The organism is Phormidium tenue FACHB-1052 (genome assembly GCF_014696675.1).
Classification (GTDB): Bacteria; Cyanobacteriota; Cyanobacteriia; order Phormidesmidales; family Phormidesmidaceae; genus Nodosilinea; species Nodosilinea tenuis_A.
The window spans coordinates 57,179-76,451 of the sequence record NZ_JACJQN010000012.1; the positions used below are offsets into that span (position 1 = coordinate 57,179).

Consider the following 19,273-nt stretch of genomic DNA (forward strand, 5'->3'; position numbering starts at 1 on the left):
TTGAGCGTTTGAATCACATTCGCAAGTGCAACCCCCCTCACATACGTTATGACTACAATTAGCCCCAGCATTGTTGACAACTATATAGGTTTTACGTCCTGCGACGACTGCAAGACCAGGTTTAGGGTTAAGAGCGAATACCAGAATCAGATTGGCAAACCTGTTAGATGTCCAAAGTGCAGAAACGTATTTGTGATGGAGTTGGTAGAGCCAACCCCGCTTGAAGTCGTTTCTATTCAAGCTGCTAATACTGAGGAAGAGTCAGACAATAAGAGCAATCCAAAGACAATTAGGCGGCGAACAAAGGCGGAAATTCGACAAGAAACTATAGACTCCATTCGTGATGGATTTCGCCGCCTTCACCCTCGACTAGTTGAAATTTCCAACTCACCAAAAGCCTCCGAAGAAGAAGTGAGGAGATGGTGCATTGAAGCCCTAGAGAATGTGCTGGGATACAGCAAAAATGAACTTGATACAGAGGTTAGAACACTGGGAGGGAAAGTTGACATAGCCCTCAAACGCGGTGATCATATCTTTTTGGTAATTGAGTGTAAGAATATTAGGGCGAAACTAAATAACAATGTAAGAGACCAAGCTGCTGGCTACGCTACAAGCCTTTCAGCAGAATGGGCTGTTGTCACAAATGGCCAAATCTGGCGACTTTACCGTGTTATTCCTCAGCCGGGAAGAGATCCTCGCTTTATTGAGATATTCGATGTTTCTTTACTTGATGAAGATGGAGTTAGCGAAGTTGACGCAGAAAAATTGTATCTGCTGACTTCTAAGGCTGTCTTTGGAGGTGATCTTGAGAATGAGAGCCACCTAGTGGCTTGCATCAGCAAAAAGCGCATGTTGAAAGCGCTTGATTCCGAGCGAGTCATCAAAGCATTGAGATTAGAACTTGCTACAACATACAAAGATGAGCAGGATAAAAATGTACCTTTAAATGATGAAGATGTGCAGAGGGCTCTTCAAAATGTGTTAGGTCTAGGCGATTTGTAGTATTTGTCTCCACAATACGGGATTTACAAGCTTATTTTCTCGTAGCGATCGCTAACTCATCCAACGTACAGTTAAGTATCTCCAATAGCTTTTGAACCTGAGAAACCGTCATTTTGGGCGGATTGTCGCTGGTTTCCCATACATAGACCGTTTTTTCGGTAATTCCTAGGGTATTTGCTACCTCGCGGCGGGTCAAACCTACACGAGTACGCAAATCCATCAGCGTGACTTGCTGACTTTGGCCAGACATACTATACTGCTCAGTAATTACCGTTCGGTATAGAAAGAACGGTATAGTTCTCTCATCGCGTTGAAGTTTTCTTCAAGGCGACTCGATTTCACAGTGTCGCATTCTGCGATGGGTTTCGCACCCTTCGTGCAGTTTCTTGCGGCGAAAGCACCTAAGGTTTTGCAAAACCCTAGGTGCTGGATCCCTTCCACATACACTTATTAACCGATCGCCATGTCAGACTTCATCCCCAACAGCGAAATCTATAGCCAGCCGCCCGCCAGCAACCCACCCAGCGCAGAGCCAGCCGACCCGCGCGAACCCGTGCGTGTCATGCTCATCGGCACCGCCACCAACATGGAACTCATCATCGCCCATCTCCACAGCATCGGCTTCGCCGAACCCCGCGCCTGGAGCAAACCCCAGCTCGACCCCACCACCGGCCAACCCATGCGCATCCTCACTAAATGGATTCGCCACTAGCGCTCTGGGCAATCTACCAATCCAGCGGTTTGCGATCGCGAAAGAACCCGCCCGTGGGGCCATCATCAGGCAGAGTCGCGGCCCACACAACCCCCGCTGCGCCCTCAGCCACCGGGCGACCGCCGCTGCCGCCCATATCGGTGGCGACCCAGCCAGGGCACACCGCATTCACCAAAATGCCCGTACCCTGTAGCTCAGCGCCCAGCAGTCGGGTAAACGCATTCAGGGCCGCTTTAGAGGTGCTATAGGCTGGGGTGCCTGCCCCCATGCGGCTCAAAGCTCCCGCCCCGCTAGAGACATTGACAATGCGACCGCGCGAGCTGCGTTTGAGCAAAGGCAAAAACGCCTGGGCCATGCGCCAGGGGCCGAGGGTGTTGGTATTCCAAGCCTCCTGCACCACCGCCAGGTCTGCATTGCTGGCCTGCTGCCACGTGTCGTAAAGAATGCCTGCATTGTTAATCAGCACATCCAGGCGGCCAAACCGCTGCTCTACAAACTCGGTCAGGCGGGCAATGCTTGCCGGGTCAGTCACATCTAAGGGCTGGGGCAAAACCGCCAAATCGGCCTGAACTATCGGCGCGGCGGCTTCTCCCTTGGCCAGGTCTCGGCTGCCCAAAATTACCGTCATCCCTACCTGGGCGAGCTGGCGGGTAACTTCCAGGCCAATGCCCCGGTTGGCCCCGGTGACCAGGGCAACGGTCGGCATCGTGTCGGGGGGCAAAGACTGCGGCATAGAGGCATTACCAACCCTTTTCACTTAACAGAGCATCTAGCTCGGTGCTCCCCGGCCAGCGATCGGGAAACACCGTCTGGGGATAGTCTTCTCGCACAGTTGCCAATGCCTCAGCCCAACATTTGGGGAACAGCGGTTCGACCTCATTGCGTAAACTGGGTGATTGCTCAAGTAAATCGAGCAGCTGTCGCCGCTGTTCTCGAATCGTAATTTCCCAGCCCCGGTAGTCGTCTGGGGCATCGACATAAAGCCGCTTCAGGAGGTGAGCTAACAAGACTCGCAAGCGACTTTTCAACTCTCGGCGATCGCGTCCTGCCAACCCTTCAATTTCCTCAATTAATCCTTCGATATCCAGTGCTGCAAAATCGCCTGCCCTGAGCTTGGCCACGGTGTCGTCATACCAGGCCACCAAGTCTTGCTGGTAGAGGGTTGGGGGGGAGGTTGCTTTAACCATCAGCAGTACTCACAGGGAGAATCTTACGACTGTGTTTTTGTCGCCTGCCCTTATTCTACCGATCGCGTCACGCCGCCGCTGAGGCAGCGCGATGGCCAGTGAGCACCATGAGCGAAACCGAATTCACGGTTCGAGGTATTTTTGCAACCCCCCTTAGTTTGGTAGAATCAAGAGCTTGCACAGAAAACACCGCAGCCCGTCAAGTTCAAGGAGAACCCCATGGCCCGCATGTATTACGACAGTGACGCAAACTTAGATTTGCTCAACGGCAAGACCGTGGCCATCATCGGCTATGGCTCCCAGGGTCATGCCCACGCCCTCAACCTCAAAGACAGCGGCGTCAACGTCATTGTGGGTCTCTACGAAGGCAGCCGCTCCACCGCCAAGGCCGAAGCCGAAGGGCTCACCGTTAAGCCCGTCGCCGACGCCGTCAAGCTAGCCGACTGGATCATGATTTTGCTGCCCGACGAAGTGCAGCGCACTATTTATAAAGAGGCGATCGAGCCCAACCTAGAAGCGGGCAACGTGCTGCTGTTTGCCCACGGCTTTAACATCAACTTTGGTCAGATCGTGCCCCCCGCCGATGTGGACGTGGTGATGGTCGCCCCCAAAGGCCCCGGCCACCTGGTGCGCCGCACCTACCAAGAGGGCCAAGGCGTGCCCTGCCTGTTTGCTGTCTATCAAGATGCCACGGGTCAGGCTCGCGATCGCGCCATGGCCTACGCTAAAGGCATCGGCGGCACCCGCGCTGGCGTGCTCGAAACCACCTTCCGCGAAGAGACCGAGACCGACCTGTTTGGTGAGCAAGTGGTGCTCTGCGGCGGCCTCAGCGAGCTGATCAAAGCCGGGTTTGAAACCCTAGTGAATGCTGGCTACCAGCCCGAGTTGGCCTACTTCGAGTGCCTCCACGAAGTGAAGCTAATTGTCGACCTCGTTGTAGAAGGCGGTCTCGCCAAGATGCGCGACAGCATCTCCAACACCGCTGAGTACGGCGACTACACCCGTGGCCCCCGCATCATCACCGACGAAACCCGCGCCGAAATGCGCAAGGTGCTGAAGGAAATTCAGACCGGCCAGTTTGCCCGCGAGTTTGTACTTGAGAGCCAGTCAGGCAACGCCGGCTTCACCGCCATGCGCCGCCGCGAAGCCGAGCACCCCATTGAAGAAGTGGGTAAGGATCTGCGGGCCATGTTTAGCTGGCTGAAGAAAGCGTAGGGGTATGAGGAGTAAGGGGTGGGGAGTAGGGTAGGAATCTGCAACCCCTCACCCCCTACTCCCTACCCCTCACTCCTAGGCTTCCACCTTTACCTTGTTGCTATAAAACGCCACGTAGCCCTTGATGTTGCTCGCGGCGGGCTTGGGTTCGGCGTAGTACCAGGCGGCTCCAGAGTTGACATTGTTATCAACAACGATGTCGTAGTAGCTGGCGGTACCTTTCCACGGGCAGCTGGTGGTTTTGCTGATGGGCTTGAAGTAGTCCATATTCAGCGAGTCGGGGGGGAAGTATTGGTTGCCTTCGACCACTTCGCAGGCGTCGCTTTCAGCCAGCACAACGCCATTCCAGGTAACTTTAGCCATGGGATACTCTCCAGATTTTCCTTTCAGACTATAGCGAATCTGGTGTGAGACAGCCGGGGCGGCTATCCCACAAGCACAATCTCAGAGACCCCCCAGACTCTAAATGGCCATCCTCTTGAGGGATGGGTCTCTGGCCCGTGCTGCCATATTGCCTTGATCGATTAATAATCCAGGCTATCGAGTTACACCGCTATGCTCGATCAATCGCAGACTCCTATTCTCACGGCATTGCAGGCAAGCAGTCAGCGACCCCATGCAGCGTTTTATGCGCCAGGCCACAAGCAAGGGCAGGGGGCATCTCCTCGGCTGCGGGATCTGCTGGGAGCAGCGGCGCTAGCAGCGGATCTGCCGGAACTGCCGGAGCTGGATAATTTATTTGCCCCGGAGGGCGTGATTCTTGAAGCCCAAGAGCTTGCTGTCGAGGCCTTTGGAGCTGGGCAAACTTACTTTCTCGCCAACGGCTCGACCTGTGGCATTGAGGCAGCCATTCTCGCCACCTGTGGCCCTGGCGAAAAGATTATCGTGCCGCGCAATGCCCATCGCTCGGTGATCGCGGGGCTGGTGCTGTCGGGGGCGATGCCGGTTTTTGTGGCTCCAGAGTACAGCGCAGAGCTGGGGTTAGCTCTGGGGGTCAAGGCTGAGGCGATCGCCTCAGCCCTTGTCCACCACCCCGACACCCGCGCTATTTTGCTGGTGTCGCCCACATACCACGGCATATGTTCGAATGTAGGGGCGATCGCCTCCCTCGCCCACCACCACAACATTCCCCTACTGATAGACGAAGCCCACGGACCGCACTTTGCCTTTCACCCAGACCTGCCCACCCCGGCATTGGCGCTGGGCGCTGACCTGGTGGTGCAGTCAACCCATAAGGTGCTGGGGGCATTGAGTCAGGCAGCGATGCTGCATACCAGGGGCGTTGGCAATGCCTCTCCTCAGGAGAATCGCATCGATCGCGATCGCCTGCAAGCAGCCCTACAGCTCACCCAGTCTACCAGCCCCAATTCTTTGCTGCTGGCATCGTTGGATGCGGCTCGTCACCAGATGGCGACGGAGGGCAAGGCACTTTTGTCAGATACATTGGCCCTGGCGCAGCACATGCGTACGGAACTGGCTACGGTTCCTGGCCTGCGGACGATCGATAAACCGGCAGTAACAGCATTCTCCAGCGTTAGCGATTTGGATCTAACTCGGCTAACGGTGGATATCTCGGGCTTAGAGCTGACGGGGCTAGAGGCCGACGAAATTCTCCACAAAGAGCTAGGCGTTACGGTCGAACTGCCGGAACTGCGGCATCTGACCTTAATTATTAGCCTTGGCAATACAGATGAGGATCGGCAGCGGTGTGTGGCTGGTTTTCGTTTGCTGGCAGAGAGATATGCCAAACAGACCGCTTCCGCCGAGGCATGGCCTCAGCCCACCCCAGCCTTTGCCGATTCCTTATTTACGCTGCCGGTGGTGTCGCCCCGCGAGGCGTTCTTTGCGGCTACGGAAACCGTTGGAGCTAAAGCTGCTGTTGGCCGCATTAGTGCCGATACAGTTTCGGCCTATCCTCCTGGCATACCGGCCATTGTGGCAGGTGAGGTGATTGGTGAGGGGGCGATCGCCCATCTCACCACAATCAAACAACAGGGTGGCTACGTGACCGGCGGCAATGCGCCAGAAGCATTCCGGGTTCTAGCCTAACACCAACAACCATCGCTCTCGACCTCTAGGTTAGGATGGTTTGGGTTTTTGTTCGCTCTATTCCTTAACCGTTTCTTGCCCCCATGGATGCTGTGTTTAGTTCCGTTGATCCTCAACTGGTGCTGCTGATTGCGGCGATCGCGGTCGTCGTTTTAGCTGCCCAGCTGTTTTTCAGAATTTTAAGCGTAGGACTTGTTCCGCTCATTGGTCTAGTTGCGATTGTTGTGGCGCTGCAATACCTGTTTGGCATTAGCCCTAAACAGCTGTGGCTTGAGGTCAGCAATCTGCCTCAGATGGCGATGGAGTTCTTTAATAGCTTGGCCTGAGGATCAGGTTTAGGGGCGATCGCCTGTGAATTTTAGGCAGAAGCGGCTCATGGACAAACGGCGTAGGGGCGAGCGGGTGTCTGACCGCTGCAAAGTCCCAATTCTAAGTAGAGCCGTTAAGTTCAAAACTGATGCGATCGCGCCCCAGCGCCAGCACCCCATTCTGCCCGCCAAAGCCAAAGCTCAGGCACAGCGCCACATCTAGATCATTGACCACAGGCTCAGTCACTAGTTTGGGATAAATACTCTCGCCCCCATCGCCCCCATTCGGCGGGAGCACGTGATGGCGCAGGGCCATTAGGCAAACAGCCGCCCCGATCGCCCCCGAAGCCCCCAGCGTATGCCCGGTTGCCCCCTTAGTCGAACTCATCCACGGCAGCGGCGAAAACCCCTCAGTCAGTAGCTGCACCTCATGATCATCGTTAAGCCTGGTTCCAGTGCCGTGGGCATGCACATAGCTCACCTGCTGCGGGCTTAACCCGCTGTAGTAAAGACAGTTTTTGAGCGCCAGACGACTGCCCCCCAGGGTTGGATCTGGCGCGGTGCGGTGGTAGGCATCGACGCTAAAGCCGCCGCCGAGGATGCAGCCGTAGGCTTCTGGCCCCGATCGCTCCCGCCAGACAGCTTCTGACTCCAGCACCAGTACCGCCGCCCCCTCTCCCAGCACCAGTCCTTCTCGATGGGCGTCAAAGGGATAGCAGCCCGTCGTGGCGAGGGCACCCAGTTGCTCAAAGCCTACCAGGGTGAGGGGAGTAATGGGCGCTTCGGCGGCCCCGACGATGACGCGATCGCATTGCCCCCGCCGCACCAGCTCGTAGCCCTGAAAAATTGCCGTCAGCCCGGTGGCACAGGCCGCCATTGGAGCCAGCACCGGCCCTTGGGATTGAATCTGGCGGGCAACGGCGATCGCCCCCATGTGCGGCAGCGCCTCCAGCCAAGGGTTGTCTACCCAGGACTCAGCACGAGCCATCCGTTCCCAGCGGCCCTGAAAGCTGCGGCTGGAACCAACCACTACGCCGCAGTCGGCTAGGGGCAGCGTGAGCTGGGCATCGGCGATCGCCTCAGCCACCGCCAACTTCAGCAAATCCTCAAGGTCAGCGGGCGTATCGCTCACCATAGCTAGAGGCCGAGGCGGCAGTTCCGAGAATGGCTGTCCGATCCGAATGCCCGATTTCCCGGCCAAAAGATTGTTCCAGGTGGCCGTTGCTGTGGTTCCCAAGGCTGTGATCAGCCCCATACCGGTGACAACAACGGCCTGATTCTTAGTTCCTGGCCTACTCAGTCTTCAGATTCTCCAGACCGGCTGTGACCCGCGCCGACTCAATGCGATCGCCCTGCTGAATAGCATCCACCACCTCCATGCCGCTGGTGACATAGCCAAACACCGCATAGCTACCGTCCAAAAAGGGCAGCTCTGCCAGAGTGATGTAAAACTGGGCCGAGGCCGAGTCTACTGCCTGCGATCGCGCCATGGCTACGGCGCCCCGAGTGTGAGGCAGTTCCGGAGCCTCGCTGATGCGGGCTTCTTCAAGGGTTTGGCTATAGATCGGCTCTGCTGCCCCAGCGGGCTTAATTTCTAAAGGAACGTAGCGAGGAGCCTGGGTCTCGGGGTCAATAAAGCTCCCCGTACCCAACTGCTGCGCTGGCACGCTGGGGTCTTTGCTCTGGGGGTCACCACCTTGAGCGACAAAGGGCTCTGGGTCACGCACTACCCGGTGAAACACCAAGCCATCGTATACGCCACGGTTCACCAAATCTACGAAGTTACCAGCGGTGATTGGGGCATTAGCGCCGTCTAGCTCCATCACAATGGGGCTGCCGTTTACTACCATCTCCACCGTTGCCGTCCCCTCCAGAATAGGCAACCCGGTTGGGGCCACTGCTACTGACTCAGTCAGGCCGGGGTCTGTGGGAGCCTCACTGGTCGAGTCTAAGCTGGGAGCACTGGTGCAAGCGCCCAGCCAGAGGGTTAGCAGGGTAGCTAGGGCCAGGGTAAACGGGCGAGTCGAGAGAGCCATCAATACGTCAATTCCTAATAGTTCAACCGACCCCCCATGTTATCGTACGGGCTCAACGCCGGGAGCCTGCTGCTCAGCATTAGACCTTAAAACGGCCTACAACCCCTCTAGTGGCACCTGCAAAAACCGCGCCAGTTCTGCCCCCTGATTTTCTAAATCAGATAAGGGAATCGGTTGGCCCACCCGAGTCAGCGGAATGTCGGGGCGACCCTTGATACGCAGGTAAAGGGTGCGCTTGGGGTTGAGCCCTTCTTTAATCGCCACCCGCACCGCCGTCACCTCTTCTAGGGGGTGATCGATCTCAATGCGGCGGTTTTCGCCCCAAAACCCTTTGCGGACAATTTGCAGGCGATTGCTGACTTTGTCGAAGCTGTTGTATCCACCGCCCACGTCCAAACTAATGACAACCCAAAGGAACGTGGCTAGACCCAGGGCCGCTACCCCATAAAAGCCCATGGCAATGCCCTGGGGAATAAATACCAGCTGAGTCGGGTCAGCGAAGGGCAGCAGATTTTGTTTCAGGTAGCTGGAAGCCCCAGCCAGGGCAAACCCCAGCCCGCCTAGGGTGAGCACCACGGCCCAAAAAATATTGCTCAGACGACGGGCCCCCAGCACGGTGCGCTTAAGGGTTTGAGATTGAGTAGACGACAGGGAGGCAGTCATAGATCTTAACAAGCGATAGTGATAGATGAAGAGCGATGAAAACCTAGGAAAAAGTCTGGACAGGGCGGCTTCAACGCCACCGTTTTCTTCAAATCAGACTGAGCAGACTGGGCATACCACCCGCTATTACTCTATATAAACACTGAATCAGCCCAGTCTAAACCCCATTGGGTTTAAGCCGGTCGGCCCCTGCGACTGACACCGGCTTGAGGCAGCTAGGCCCCTGGCACCGTACAGCCTGAGAAATTACGTGTCAGATTGTAAAAAAATAGAACACTCTCTATCATAAATAGAAACCCGGTCTTTAGAGGCTTGTCCTCTGAGGCTGCTGGTGCGATTCAGGCAGAGGTATCGATGATTGGAGCAGGAATATTATTCTCTCTGGCTCTAATATCTGGAATACTTAGTAGTTACTAACCCCTGCTTTGAGGTATTGCTCTGCCAGGCTATTCTGGATCCACAGAGCTGCGACCTTATGGATTGGATGTCATATAAAGAGGATTTGACATGACCATAGCAATGGGACGCGCGCAAGCCGAGCGAGGATGGTTCGACGTCCTCGACGACTGGCTAAAGCGCGATCGCTTTGTGTTTATCGGGTGGTCGGGCATCCTGCTGTTCCCCTGCGCCTTCATGGCCGTGGGCGGCTGGCTGACCGGCACCACCTTTGTCACCTCCTGGTACACCCACGGCCTCGCGTCGTCGTACCTGGAAGGGTGCAACTTTTTGACCGTTGCCGTCTCCACCCCCGCCAATAGCCTGGGTCACTCCCTGCTACTGCTGTGGGGCCCTGAGGCCCAGGGTGACTTTGTGCGCTGGTGCCAGTTGGGCGGCCTGTGGAGCTTCGTTGCCCTACACGGCACCTTCGGCCTGATCGGCTTCATGCTGCGTCAGTTCGAAGTGGCTCGTCTCGTCGGTCTGCGACCCTACAACGCCATTGCCTTTTCGGCACCGATTGCGGTATTTGTCAGCGTCTTTCTGATGTACCCCCTCGGTCAGTCGAGCTGGTTCTTTGCCCCCAGTTTTGGCGTCGCCGCCATCTTCCGCTTCCTGCTGTTCTTGCAAGGCTTCCACAACTGGACGCTGAACCCCTTCCACATGATGGGTGTAGCGGGTGTGCTGGGTGGAGCGCTGCTGTGCGCCATCCACGGTGCCACCGTCGAGAACACGCTGTTCAAAGATAGCGATAACGCCAACACCTTCCGTGCGTTTGAGCCGACCCAGGCCGAAGAGACCTACTCGATGGTGACCGCCAACCGATTCTGGTCTCAGATTTTTGGGATTGCGTTTTCGAACAAGCGTTGGCTGCACTTCTTCATGCTGTTTGTGCCGGTCACCGGCTTGTGGATGAGTGCGGTGGGCATTGTGGGTCTCGGGTTGAACCTGCGGGCCTACGACTTTGTGTCCCAGGAGATTCGGGCGGCAGAAGACCCTGAGTTTGAGACCTTCTACACCAAGAACATCTTGCTGAACGAAGGCATTCGGGCTTGGATGGCACCGACTGACCAGCCCCATGAGAAGTTTGTATTCCCCGAAGAGGTACTCCCCCGTGGTAACGCTCTCTAGCAACTCGTATATTGCTGGGCGCGACCAAGAATCCACCGGCTTTGCCTGGTGGTCTGGTAACGCTCGTTTGATTAACCTATCCGGCAAGCTGTTGGGTGCCCACGTGGCCCACGCTGGTCTGATTGTGTTCTGGGCCGGGGCTATGACCCTGTTTGAAGTAGCCCACTTCGTTCCCGATAAGCCTCTGTATGAGCAGGGCTTCATTCTGCTACCTCACCTAGCCACTCTGGGCTGGGGTGTAGGGCCCGGTGGTGAAGTCATCAACACCTTCCCCTATTTCGTTGTCGGTGTGCTGCACCTGATTTCGTCGGCAGTGCTGGGTCTCGGTGGTATTTACCACGCCCTGCGCGGCCCCGAGGTGCTGGAAGAGTACTCTTCCTTCTTTGGCTACGACTGGAAAGACAAGAACCAGATGACCAACATCATCGGCTACCACCTCATCCTGCTGGGTTGCGGTGCGCTGCTGCTGGTTCTGAAGGCTTGCGTGTTTGGTGGTGTCTATGACACTTGGGCACCGGGCGGTGGCGATGTCCGCATCATCACCAACCCGACTCTGAACCCCGCCGTTATTTTCGGCTACCTGGCAGGTTCTCCCTTTGGTGGCGACGGCTGGATTGTCGGCGTCAACAACATGGAAGACATCATCGGCGGCCACATTTGGGTCGGCCTGATCTGCATCGCTGGCGGCATCTGGCACATTCTCACCAAGCCCTTCGGCTGGGCCCGTCGTGCTCTGATCTGGTCTGGTGAGGCCTACCTGTCGTACAGCCTGGGCGCTCTGTCCCTGATGGGCTTTATCGCCTCCTGCTACGTGTGGTTTAACAACACCGCCTATCCCTCTGAGTTCTACGGTCCCACCAACGCCGAGTCTTCTCAGGCTCAGGCGATGACCTTCCTGGTGCGCGACATGCGCCTGGGTGCCAACATCGGTGCGGCCCAAGGCCCCACTGGTCTAGGTAAGTACCTGATGCGCTCCCCCACTGGTGAGATCATCTTTGGTGGTGAAACCATGCGCTTTTGGGACTTCCAGGGTCCTTGGTTGGAGCCCCTGCGTGGCCCCAACGGCCTTGATCTCGATAAACTGACCAACGATATCCAAGATTGGCAGGTGCGTCGCGCGGCTGAGTACATGACTCACGCGCCCAACGCCTCGATCAACTCGGTGGGTGGTGTGATCACGGAAATCAACTCCGTGAACTTCGTTAACCCTCGCCAGTGGTTGTCGACCTCTCACTTTGTACTGGGCTTCTTTTTCCTGATTGGCCACCTCTGGCATGCTGGTCGCGCTCGCGCGGCTGAGGCAGGCTTCGAGAAGGGTATCGATCGCGAAACTGAACCCGTGCTCGCTATGGGCGACCTCGACTAAAGTTGAGGCTTAGCCCTCTTGGGCTGAACTAAAAAGCTCCTGCCCTAGGGCAGGAGCTTTTTTTTGCTGATTTGATGGGAGTTCTGAGGTTTTGCGAGCGCTCTTTTTTGAAAACAGAGGGTTGGGCTAGCGATCGCTTAGGTCATAATCACCGCAATGATGATGGCAGCCAGCGCCACAATCACGGCTGCCAGTAAAATGCCGGCAGCAATGTTGCCCCGACGGATTTCGGTTTGGTAGTCGATGGGGTCGAGGAGATCGAACAGCCGCACTCCACCATAAAACAGGAGCACGGCAAGAAATGTCCACCCGACTGTGGCAAGGGCGTCCTGAATAATGGGCACGGGTACAAGCTCCTACAAAAATTTTCCCTTAGCCTACCGAATTGCTTAGTCTAGCAACGACCCAGTAAAGAATATTAAAGCTCAGTGGTTAATTGTCCCTCTGATTGCGAGGGTATAATTTGAGCCCTGTCCGATTGCATCTATTTTGATTGAGGCAATTCTTTAGAAGACAATGCCCAAACCCAAACAAAACCTAAGCCGAGCGATTAGCGGCAAACTAAAGGGTAGGCGCGTTCATGCCCAGTAAGATTCAACCGTTGGTGACATCGCAATTTACTGAGCGATCGCCGTTGGTGGCGCTAGGGGCTTTGGGACTGTTGGGAATGGCGTTGCTGATCTCTCCCCTATTTCACCGGCAGCTATTGAGTGCTGGCGTCTACGTGGGGCCAGAAGAGACTGTTCAGTTGGACCCGGTGCAGCCCCGCGAAGGGGCGATCGGGGCGTTGCGGATCGATGCCGTGGCCCAATTGCCTAGCAATGCCTGGAGCGTCTTTGAAGTGCAGGTACTTGACAGCCAAGGCAATGTGCTGGCCTCGGCTATCAAGCAGGCGTGGAATGAGTCGGGCACCTGGCAAGAGGAGGGAGAATCGGGCGTCTGGCAGGAGCAGGACCAGGCTGGGCGGTTTGATATTCGCCAGGCCGCAATCGATGGGCCAGTGGTAGTGGCCATTTCGGTGCTGGAGCAGGGCAGCAGTACCGGGCAGCCCCTAGATAGCCCGGTGGTCTATCGCGTCACTGTGGCGGAGGGCGTGATCGACACCCGGTTTTTGTGGAGCGGGGCAATTGGGGTACTGCTGGTGGCGGCTTTGACGGCGATCGCCGTCAAAGCCGCCGGGCAGACAGTCATTAACGAGCAGATTAACGATAGCGATCTGGTGGGTCGCGGCACCCTGGGCGGCCCTAGTAAGCTGGTGCGAGTCATCATTACGGTTAAATCCGATGAGACTTCGCCGCCAAAGCTTACTGCTAACCTGGCCATCAACGACAGCTATGGCGAGTCTGTGTATCGTCGCGAAGTCGTCATACCGCTGTCAATGGAGCAGGAAGAGGGCAAAGTAGAGAGTGCCAGTGGTTCTGCTACCGTCGATTTGGTTTTGGAACCGAGGGGTTCCTATGGATTCTCGGTGGAGATTACCCCGGATGGCCCGGTCGATCACACGTTTCTAACGGTAAAGGAAGGCATTCGCACCTTCACCCCCACCGAAATTACTCACATTCAGTTGTCTACGGAACCTGCCTAATGTTGCCAAAACTCGCTGCCTTGGGTGCCTTTGCGATCGCAATTTTGGCGATCGTCGGTAGCTACAGTCAAATGTCGGCCCTACGCTTGGGTCAGCAGGGCCAGCCGCTATATTGGCCCCACCGCAGCACCCGTCTGTCTGGCCTGCGCACCAACAATACCTGGCAGCCCTCGCCCAACCGCAGCGCCTACGAGAGCTTCCAGGGGGGAGGCATCGGAGTCGGTAAGTGATTGCCACCCCCCTTACTCCGCACCAAGTGCGCTGGCTGCTGGCGGCGGCAGCAGTGTCGTCAAGCTGTGCCCTAGCGGCGGAGCTGTTGTTGGGCACCCTGACCAGTTACCTAGTCGGCAACCAAGCGCTAGCCTACGGGGTGGCGATCGGGGGATTTTTGGCCGCGATGGGAGTAGGTGCTTACCTAAGCCGCTTTATTGCCCCCGAAGCCTCTTCAGATAGAGTGCAGACCATTTTGCTGACCCGTTTTTTTCAGGTAGAGCTGATTGTCGCCCCGCTGACGGCCCTACTGCCCCTAGGGTTGTTTGCGCTCTTTGCCGTGGATGGCCCGCTGTGGCTAGGGCTGCTGCTGGCCACGCTGCTGCTGGGCGTGCTGGCCGGTATGGAGGTGCCCCTGCTGACCAGGCTGATCGAACTCGACAATGGGGTGCGGGAGGCGCTAGCGCAGGTACTAGCCTTGGACTATCTAGGTGCGCTGGTGGGTTCGCTGCTATTTCCGATCCTGATGCTGCCGCTGCTAGGGCTGTTTCCCTCAGCGGTGCTCATTGGGGCGGCTCCGGCCTGGATGGTGTACGGCATGGGAGGCAGTTTTCCGCAGATGCGCCCCTGGCGACGGCGGGGGCTGGGGGTGGGGCTAGCGCTGCTGTTGTTTACGCCTTTGGCCCTGCCCCTGAGTAACCGGCTTGAAAACAGCCTCTACGCAGCTCCGATCATCAATCGGCAGCAATCGCCCTACCAGCGCATTGTGCTGACTCGGTTTGGGCCAGATGTGCGGCTGTTTCTCAATGGCGACTTGCAGATGTCGACCCTAGACGAGTACCGCTACCACGAGTCTCTGGTGCATCCGGCCCTGGCGACCCAGGTCAACCCCCGGCACATTTTGCTGCTGGGGGCGGGCGATGGCATGGCTCTGCGGGAAATTCTTAAGTGGCCTCAGCTAGAATCGGTGCTGGTGATTGAGCTAGATTCACAACTGCTGGATCTGGCGCGGCGCTACCCGGCCCTGGCTTTGGCCAATGACCACGCCTTTGACGACCCCCGGGTGACGGTGCGCTACGGCGATGCCTTTAAGCTGGTGGCGGCCCTCGATCAAACCTTTGATGTGATTGTGGCGGATTTTCCTGATCCGGACGTGGATGCGATCGCCAAACTCTACAGCCTGGGGTTTTACCAGCAAATTCGCCAGCACCTCAGCCCGACGGGGGTCTTTGTCACCCAGGCCTCTAGCCCGTTTTTTGCCCCAAAGGCCTTCGCCTGCATCGCCACCACCCTAGCCGCCGCCGCCTTCAAAACCTACCCCTACACCGTGAGCGTGCCCAGCTTTGGCCCCTGGGGGTTTGTGCTGGCCAGCCAAGTCGAGATTGCCCCAGCAACACTGGCCCTGCCTGTAGCCACCCGCTTTCTCACACCCCAACTGTTGCCAACGCTGTTTGTGTTGCCAGGAGATATTCGCCTCAATGCCGTGCAGGTAAATCGATTGAGTCACCCGGTAATTGTGCGCTACCAAAATGACCCTCGATGGACTTTGTATGATTGAGCTGAGTCTGAGGCACGCGACTAGATCGGCCAGGTTAAACGTTAAACGTTCCACCTATTTGGCAAGCAACCCTTTGCTTGCTTGTTTCAGTCCCCAAGTTCCTGTTTAATCCAGATCTCAAAAGTGTGTAGGGCGTTGCTGCGATGTCGCTTTCTGTTCTGTGGATTCTCATTTTTCTAGTTCTTCTGGTGGCGGCAGCAGGACTGTGGATTGCTGCTCAGCGGCGATCGCAGCCCACCCGCGAGACCTCACGCCACCTAACTGAGCAGCCCTCTATCTTTGAGCTGCAAATTGGCGATATTGTGCAGCACATGGGCCAAGACTGGGTGGTGGAGGGCAAGCTGATTTACCAAGAGGGAGGTTTCTCTTGGCTGGAGTACATGCTGCAGGATGGTGACGAAATTCGCTGGCTGGCTGTCGAAGAAGACGACTGGGTGACGGTGGCGCTGCTGGCTCCAGTGAACTCTCTAGAGGTCAGTGCTGCACCCCCGCCAGAATTGGTCTACAACGGTGACACCTATCAGCGCAAAGAAACAGGCCTGGCCACCATGCGCCGCGAGGGCAACCTCCGCCGCCCCGAGGCAGAGACCTGTCGCTACTTTGATTACGAAGGCCCCGATCAAAAGGTGCTCTCGGTTGAAGATTGGGACGGCAATGTGGAGGTGACAGCGGGTGTCGTCATTGCACCGCGATCGCTCATCATCTTGCCCGGCGAAGGGCGCAGTGTTTACCAATAAGCTAGCTTGCTCCCTTACTTTTGGCCCCATGGCTTGTGGCGATTGCCAAAGAGCGCGAAGCCGAGAAGCTGGCGATCGCTGGAGCGTTCCGGTTTAGAGTGCTATGGGGCGATATCGAAAATCAGTAAATTTCGGGCTCTGGGAGAGGAACAACAAAATTAGAGGGGTCGTTGAGATAGCGAATGGTGTCTTCTTCGAGGCGGTGGATCAGATAGGGTTCGAGGGCATCGGAGTGGCGGAGGGCCGCCAAATAGCCTTCAAGGTAAAGCCGCAGCTCGCTGGTGCGATAGCCTCGGTTCCACTGGTCGACGAAGGCATCGGTAATGCGTTGATAGTACCGAACAGCTTTGGCATCCTGAAGCATGGGAGGTAGACCTATAAACTCGGCGGTGGTTAGGGGTAGATCTCGCTCTGTAGTTAAATTTTCCCCTAAAGGGTGAAAAACCTGAGGTGTTTCTTAACGTAGCGTTATACGTATCTTTATACACCGTTTCCCTCAGGGGCAAGAGTGCGGGTTATGACACTCTCTAATGTCGGTTACTCAAGGAACAGAGCTTTGGCGTTGACCAGTGGCTTAGTCAGAACGGTGTGGTAGGCCGCTAGGGTTTGATGGGCGATCGCATTCCAGTCGTAATATTCTCCAGCATAGGCCTTAGCGCGCTGCCCCCGCAGCCGCCGTTGGGCAGAATCTTTTAGCGCCTCAGCTAAAGCTTGGGTGACCCCGTCTAAACTCAAGTCGCACACCCAGCCGCTGCCGCTGGCGACAATATCGGGCCAGATGTAGACCCCCTTAGACACGACCACCGGCACCCCCGCCGCCATAGCCTCAGCTACGGCAATGCCGAAGTTCTCGTAGTAGGAGGGCAGCACAAATAGATCGGCAGCTTGCAGCAGAGCGGCTTTGGCGTTGCCGGTAATAAACCCCGTCAGGGTGGTGCGATCGCCCAAAGGCATTGCCCGCAGGCGATCGCCAACGGCCTGCTCATAGGCCGGGTCTTGAGGATTTCCCCCCGCTAGCACCAGATGGAACTCTACACCCTGGGCCGTGAGCTGTTCCAGGGCTGGCAACAGCAAATCGAGCCCCTTTTTGGGGTCTAAGCGAGAGAGGTAGAGCAGGAGGGGACGATCCTGAGGGATCTTCATCTGCGCCAGCATTCTTTGGCATTCATCCTCTGGCAAGGCTTTTGGCGGCTGCACTCCCAGCGGGATCACCCAATCTTCAGCGCTGGCCCCAAACCGGTAGGAGACTTCTGCCTCAATCGGGCTGGTGAAGTGCAGCGCTGCTGCCCCGGCAATATTGGGGGCCTCAAACAGTCGGCCATAGATCTGCTTGAGGCACTTTTTTTTCTGTAAATCTGCTGGGTCGAGGGTGCCTAAGGGCCGCAGCACGTAGGGCAGATTGCGATCGCGCACCACCGTTGCCGCCGCCGTACTCAGGGGCGAAAACAACGCGTGAATGTGGGCCAGGTCAAATTCATGAGCATGTTGGTAGAGCCAAGCCAACAGCCCCGCTGAGAACTTATACCGCCGCCAGGGCGAACAGGCAAAGTAGCGCACCGTATAGTTTTCTTCCGGTACCGGCACGCCTAGGGGAACCGCCAGCGGTGACTGGCCTGAATCGCCATTGGAGTTGGTGGTGAGAATTGTCACCTCCGCCCCCGCCGCTGCTAACCCCTGGGCAAAGCCACGCACCATCTGGCTGGGGCCACCGTAGATGAGGGAGATGGAGGGGACGATTTGAAGAACGCGCATGGGGGGAGGGAGTGGAGATTGGAGGGTAGGGGAGCGAGGGGATGAATTCAAAATTCAAAGTGCAAAATTTTGAATTTTGCACTTTGTCACCTATCTCCCATTTCACCTCCCTTCCTCTTCACCCGCGCCAATCTCCCGGTAAAACTCCAGTAGCTGCTTCGCCAGCGCTCGGTTCGTATAGTGGCTCATGGCGCGGTGATAGCCTGCCTCTGCGAGGGACTGTCGCTGTTCGGGCTGCTCGATCAGCAGGCGCATATGGTCAGCGAGGGCAGGGGCGTTGCCTTCGGGAAAGACGAGGCCAGCTTGGTCAATCACGTGGGGAATTTCGCCGGAGTCGGAGCCGATCACCGGGACGGCGCAGGCCATGGCTTCGATCAGCACGTGGCCGAATTGTTCTTTCCAGCCTTTGGCGGTGAGAGTTTGAAACTTGTCGGTGGTTTCGGAGGGCAGCACTAGGGTGTGCATGAGGTTGATGTAGTCGGGTACCTGGTCGTGGGGAATGCCGGTCACCCAGCGAAGGCGATCGCCGATGCCCAACCCATCAGCCTTAGCCTGAATGGCATCGCGCAGCTCTCCCCGACCCACCAGCAGCCACACCCAGGGCTGAGGATGGTCTCGCAAAGTTGCTAAGGCGTTGCAGAGAGTCAGCAGCCCTTTTTCTTCGACAAAGCGACCACAATAGCCCACCACAAAGGCATCGCTAGCAATGCCAAGGGACTGAGCTAGCTCGGGCTGGGGCTGAGGACGGAACAGGGTTTCATCGACACCGAGCTGAGGCATCACCTGGTAGGGGGCGGTGTAGCCGCGATCGCGCAAAACATCAGCCCCGTCCTGGTTGCCCACCACTAGACCGTGGGTATGGCGCAGGTTGTAGGCTTCGAGGGCAGAGACAGGAAATTTGAGCTGGTAGGGCAGATTCCACCAGGTAAAAAAGACGTTTTGGGCCTTGAGGCCCAGCAGGCGGTTGAGAGTGATGGTTTGGGCGTAGGCCAGTGCTTTAGCCCCCTGCTCCACCTGAATGACCTGGGGCCGAAATTCTCGCAGCAAGCTAATCAGATCGGGTCCAAAGGTGAGCAACCCCTGGTTGTTTTGGCTGAGATTGCTGAGGGGCTGCACCCGAAAATTACCCGATTGGAGGGGTTCAGAGACAATCAGCCGGTTTTGCACGCCACCGGGCTGCCAGCGGCGGGGAACACCCACCACCACCTCCATCTCTGGAGAAAGCTGGGCCAGGGCACGCAGCTTTTCGCGGTTGAGGTCAACGATATAGGTGTGGCTGAGCACAAGCACGCGCATGGCAGCGGCACTCCGTAGCAGGGCGGTTCTA

General features: G+C 56.9%; 22 protein-coding genes and 1 pseudogene. 12 read left to right on the forward strand and 11 right to left on the reverse strand.

Annotated features, from left to right (window positions below; all coding sequences use genetic code 11):
* Nucleotides 1-48: 48 nt before the first annotated feature.
* Together H6G07_RS27125 and H6G07_RS16585 are read left to right on the forward strand one after the other, a co-directional pair.
* Nucleotides 49-183 (forward strand): annotated as a pseudogene (locus H6G07_RS27125) (zinc-ribbon domain-containing protein); the annotation flags it as partial.
* A 12-nt stretch (nt 184-195) separates the two neighbouring features.
* Nucleotides 196-1,002 (forward strand): type I restriction enzyme HsdR N-terminal domain-containing protein, encoded by an 807-nt coding sequence (locus H6G07_RS16585; protein ID WP_242026843.1) that lies wholly within the window; start codon nt 196-198, stop codon nt 1,000-1,002.
* 31 nt (nt 1,003-1,033) lie between these two features.
* On the opposite strand, the gene H6G07_RS16590 is transcribed toward H6G07_RS16585, so the two are convergent.
* The gene (locus H6G07_RS16590) at nt 1,034-1,252 is read right to left on the reverse strand and encodes a helix-turn-helix domain-containing protein (protein ID WP_073609464.1); all 219 of its coding nucleotides are present in this window, start codon (nt 1,250-1,252) and stop codon (nt 1,034-1,036) included.
* Nucleotides 1,253-1,465: 213 nt separating this feature from the next.
* Between H6G07_RS16590 and H6G07_RS16595 the strand changes: the two genes are divergently transcribed.
* Complete coding sequence (locus H6G07_RS16595; RefSeq protein WP_073609463.1) at nt 1,466-1,714, forward strand: hypothetical protein; 249 nt, start codon at nt 1,466-1,468, stop codon at nt 1,712-1,714.
* 13 nt (nt 1,715-1,727) lie between these two features.
* On the opposite strand, the gene H6G07_RS16600 is transcribed toward H6G07_RS16595, so the two are convergent.
* Nucleotides 1,728-2,447, reverse strand: a complete 720-nt coding sequence (locus H6G07_RS16600; RefSeq protein ID WP_073609462.1) for an SDR family oxidoreductase — start codon at nt 2,445-2,447, stop codon at nt 1,728-1,730.
* A gap of 7 nt (nt 2,448-2,454) precedes the next feature.
* The gene (locus tag H6G07_RS16605) at nt 2,455-2,901 is read right to left on the reverse strand and encodes a DUF29 domain-containing protein (protein ID WP_073609461.1); all 447 of its coding nucleotides are present in this window, start codon (nt 2,899-2,901) and stop codon (nt 2,455-2,457) included.
* A 219-nt stretch (nt 2,902-3,120) separates the two neighbouring features.
* On the opposite strand from H6G07_RS16605, the gene ilvC reads away from it, so the two are divergent.
* Nucleotides 3,121-4,116, forward strand: a complete 996-nt coding sequence (gene ilvC, locus H6G07_RS16610; protein ID WP_073609460.1) for a ketol-acid reductoisomerase — start codon at nt 3,121-3,123, stop codon at nt 4,114-4,116.
* A 75-nt stretch (nt 4,117-4,191) separates the two neighbouring features.
* On the opposite strand, the gene H6G07_RS16615 is transcribed toward ilvC, so the two are convergent.
* Nucleotides 4,192-4,479 carry a DUF427 domain-containing protein gene (locus tag H6G07_RS16615; RefSeq protein ID WP_073609459.1) on the reverse strand — a complete coding sequence of 96 codons (288 nt, stop codon included), beginning with the start codon at nt 4,477-4,479 and terminating at the stop codon, nt 4,192-4,194.
* A gap of 192 nt (nt 4,480-4,671) precedes the next feature.
* Here H6G07_RS16615 and H6G07_RS16620 point away from each other — a divergent pair, with 192 nt between their 5' ends.
* Both H6G07_RS16620 and H6G07_RS16625 read left to right on the forward strand, forming a co-directional pair.
* On the forward strand, nt 4,672-6,165 hold the full coding sequence (locus H6G07_RS16620; protein ID WP_073609458.1) for an aminotransferase class I/II-fold pyridoxal phosphate-dependent enzyme: 1,494 nt from the start codon (nt 4,672-4,674) through the stop codon (nt 6,163-6,165).
* Nucleotides 6,166-6,248: 83 nt separating this feature from the next.
* A complete protein-coding gene (locus tag H6G07_RS16625) occupies nt 6,249-6,491 on the forward strand; it encodes a hypothetical protein (protein WP_073609457.1) in 243 nt (80 codons plus the stop codon).
* 103 nt (nt 6,492-6,594) lie between these two features.
* On the opposite strand, the gene H6G07_RS16630 is transcribed toward H6G07_RS16625, so the two are convergent.
* The 3 genes from H6G07_RS16630 to H6G07_RS16640 form a co-directional block, all read right to left on the reverse strand.
* Nucleotides 6,595-7,773, reverse strand: a complete 1,179-nt coding sequence (locus tag H6G07_RS16630) for a beta-ketoacyl-ACP synthase (RefSeq protein ID WP_277882082.1) — start codon at nt 7,771-7,773, stop codon at nt 6,595-6,597.
* A complete protein-coding gene (locus H6G07_RS16635) occupies nt 7,766-8,509 on the reverse strand; it encodes a peptidylprolyl isomerase (protein WP_073609455.1) in 744 nt (247 codons plus the stop codon). Before H6G07_RS16635 ends, H6G07_RS16630 begins: the two co-directional genes overlap by 8 nt.
* A gap of 96 nt (nt 8,510-8,605) precedes the next feature.
* Entirely contained in the window at nt 8,606-9,172 is a 567-nt protein-coding gene (locus H6G07_RS16640; RefSeq protein WP_073609454.1) for a photosystem I assembly protein Ycf4, read from the reverse strand.
* Nucleotides 9,173-9,679: 507 nt separating this feature from the next.
* Between H6G07_RS16640 and psbD the strand changes: the two genes are divergently transcribed.
* Both psbD and psbC read left to right on the forward strand, forming a co-directional pair.
* Nucleotides 9,680-10,738: a photosystem II reaction center subunit D2 gene (gene psbD / locus H6G07_RS16645; RefSeq protein ID WP_073609453.1), complete on the forward strand. Its 1,059-nt coding sequence runs from the start codon at nt 9,680-9,682 to the stop codon at nt 10,736-10,738.
* A complete protein-coding gene (gene psbC, locus H6G07_RS16650) occupies nt 10,686-12,104 on the forward strand; it encodes a photosystem II reaction center protein CP43 (RefSeq protein ID WP_199312164.1) in 1,419 nt (472 codons plus the stop codon). The genes psbD and psbC overlap by 53 nt, the downstream gene beginning before the upstream one ends.
* A gap of 137 nt (nt 12,105-12,241) precedes the next feature.
* Here psbC and H6G07_RS16655 read toward each other — a convergent pair whose 3' ends face one another.
* Nucleotides 12,242-12,448, reverse strand: coding sequence for a DUF350 domain-containing protein (locus tag H6G07_RS16655; protein WP_073609451.1), 207 nt, complete (start codon nt 12,446-12,448; stop codon nt 12,242-12,244).
* Nucleotides 12,449-12,684: 236 nt separating this feature from the next.
* Between H6G07_RS16655 and H6G07_RS16660 the strand changes: the two genes are divergently transcribed.
* The 4 genes from H6G07_RS16660 (at nt 12,685) to H6G07_RS16675 (ending at nt 16,194) form a co-directional block, all read left to right on the forward strand.
* Complete coding sequence (locus H6G07_RS16660; protein WP_073609450.1) at nt 12,685-13,689, forward strand: hypothetical protein; 1,005 nt, start codon at nt 12,685-12,687, stop codon at nt 13,687-13,689.
* A complete protein-coding gene (locus tag H6G07_RS16665; protein WP_073609449.1) occupies nt 13,689-13,919 on the forward strand; it encodes a hypothetical protein in 231 nt (76 codons plus the stop codon). Before H6G07_RS16660 ends, H6G07_RS16665 begins: the two co-directional genes overlap by 1 nt.
* Nucleotides 13,916-15,457, forward strand: a complete 1,542-nt coding sequence (locus tag H6G07_RS16670; protein ID WP_073609448.1) for a polyamine aminopropyltransferase — start codon at nt 13,916-13,918, stop codon at nt 15,455-15,457. The genes H6G07_RS16665 and H6G07_RS16670 overlap by 4 nt, the downstream gene beginning before the upstream one ends.
* A gap of 143 nt (nt 15,458-15,600) precedes the next feature.
* Entirely contained in the window at nt 15,601-16,194 is a 594-nt protein-coding gene (locus H6G07_RS16675) for a DUF4178 domain-containing protein (protein ID WP_073609447.1), read from the forward strand.
* 121 nt (nt 16,195-16,315) lie between these two features.
* On the opposite strand, the gene H6G07_RS16680 is transcribed toward H6G07_RS16675, so the two are convergent.
* From H6G07_RS16680 to hpsO, 3 genes are all read right to left on the reverse strand, one after another.
* On the reverse strand, nt 16,316-16,558 hold the full coding sequence (locus H6G07_RS16680) for a DUF6761 family protein (protein WP_073609446.1): 243 nt from the start codon (nt 16,556-16,558) through the stop codon (nt 16,316-16,318).
* A 173-nt stretch (nt 16,559-16,731) separates the two neighbouring features.
* The gene (hpsP, locus tag H6G07_RS16685; protein WP_073609445.1) at nt 16,732-17,946 is read right to left on the reverse strand and encodes a hormogonium polysaccharide biosynthesis glycosyltransferase HpsP; all 1,215 of its coding nucleotides are present in this window, start codon (nt 17,944-17,946) and stop codon (nt 16,732-16,734) included.
* 102 nt (nt 17,947-18,048) lie between these two features.
* On the reverse strand, nt 18,049-19,242 hold the full coding sequence (gene hpsO, locus H6G07_RS16690) for a hormogonium polysaccharide biosynthesis glycosyltransferase HpsO (protein WP_073609444.1): 1,194 nt from the start codon (nt 19,240-19,242) through the stop codon (nt 18,049-18,051).
* Between the last annotated feature and the right edge of the window lie 31 nt (nt 19,243-19,273).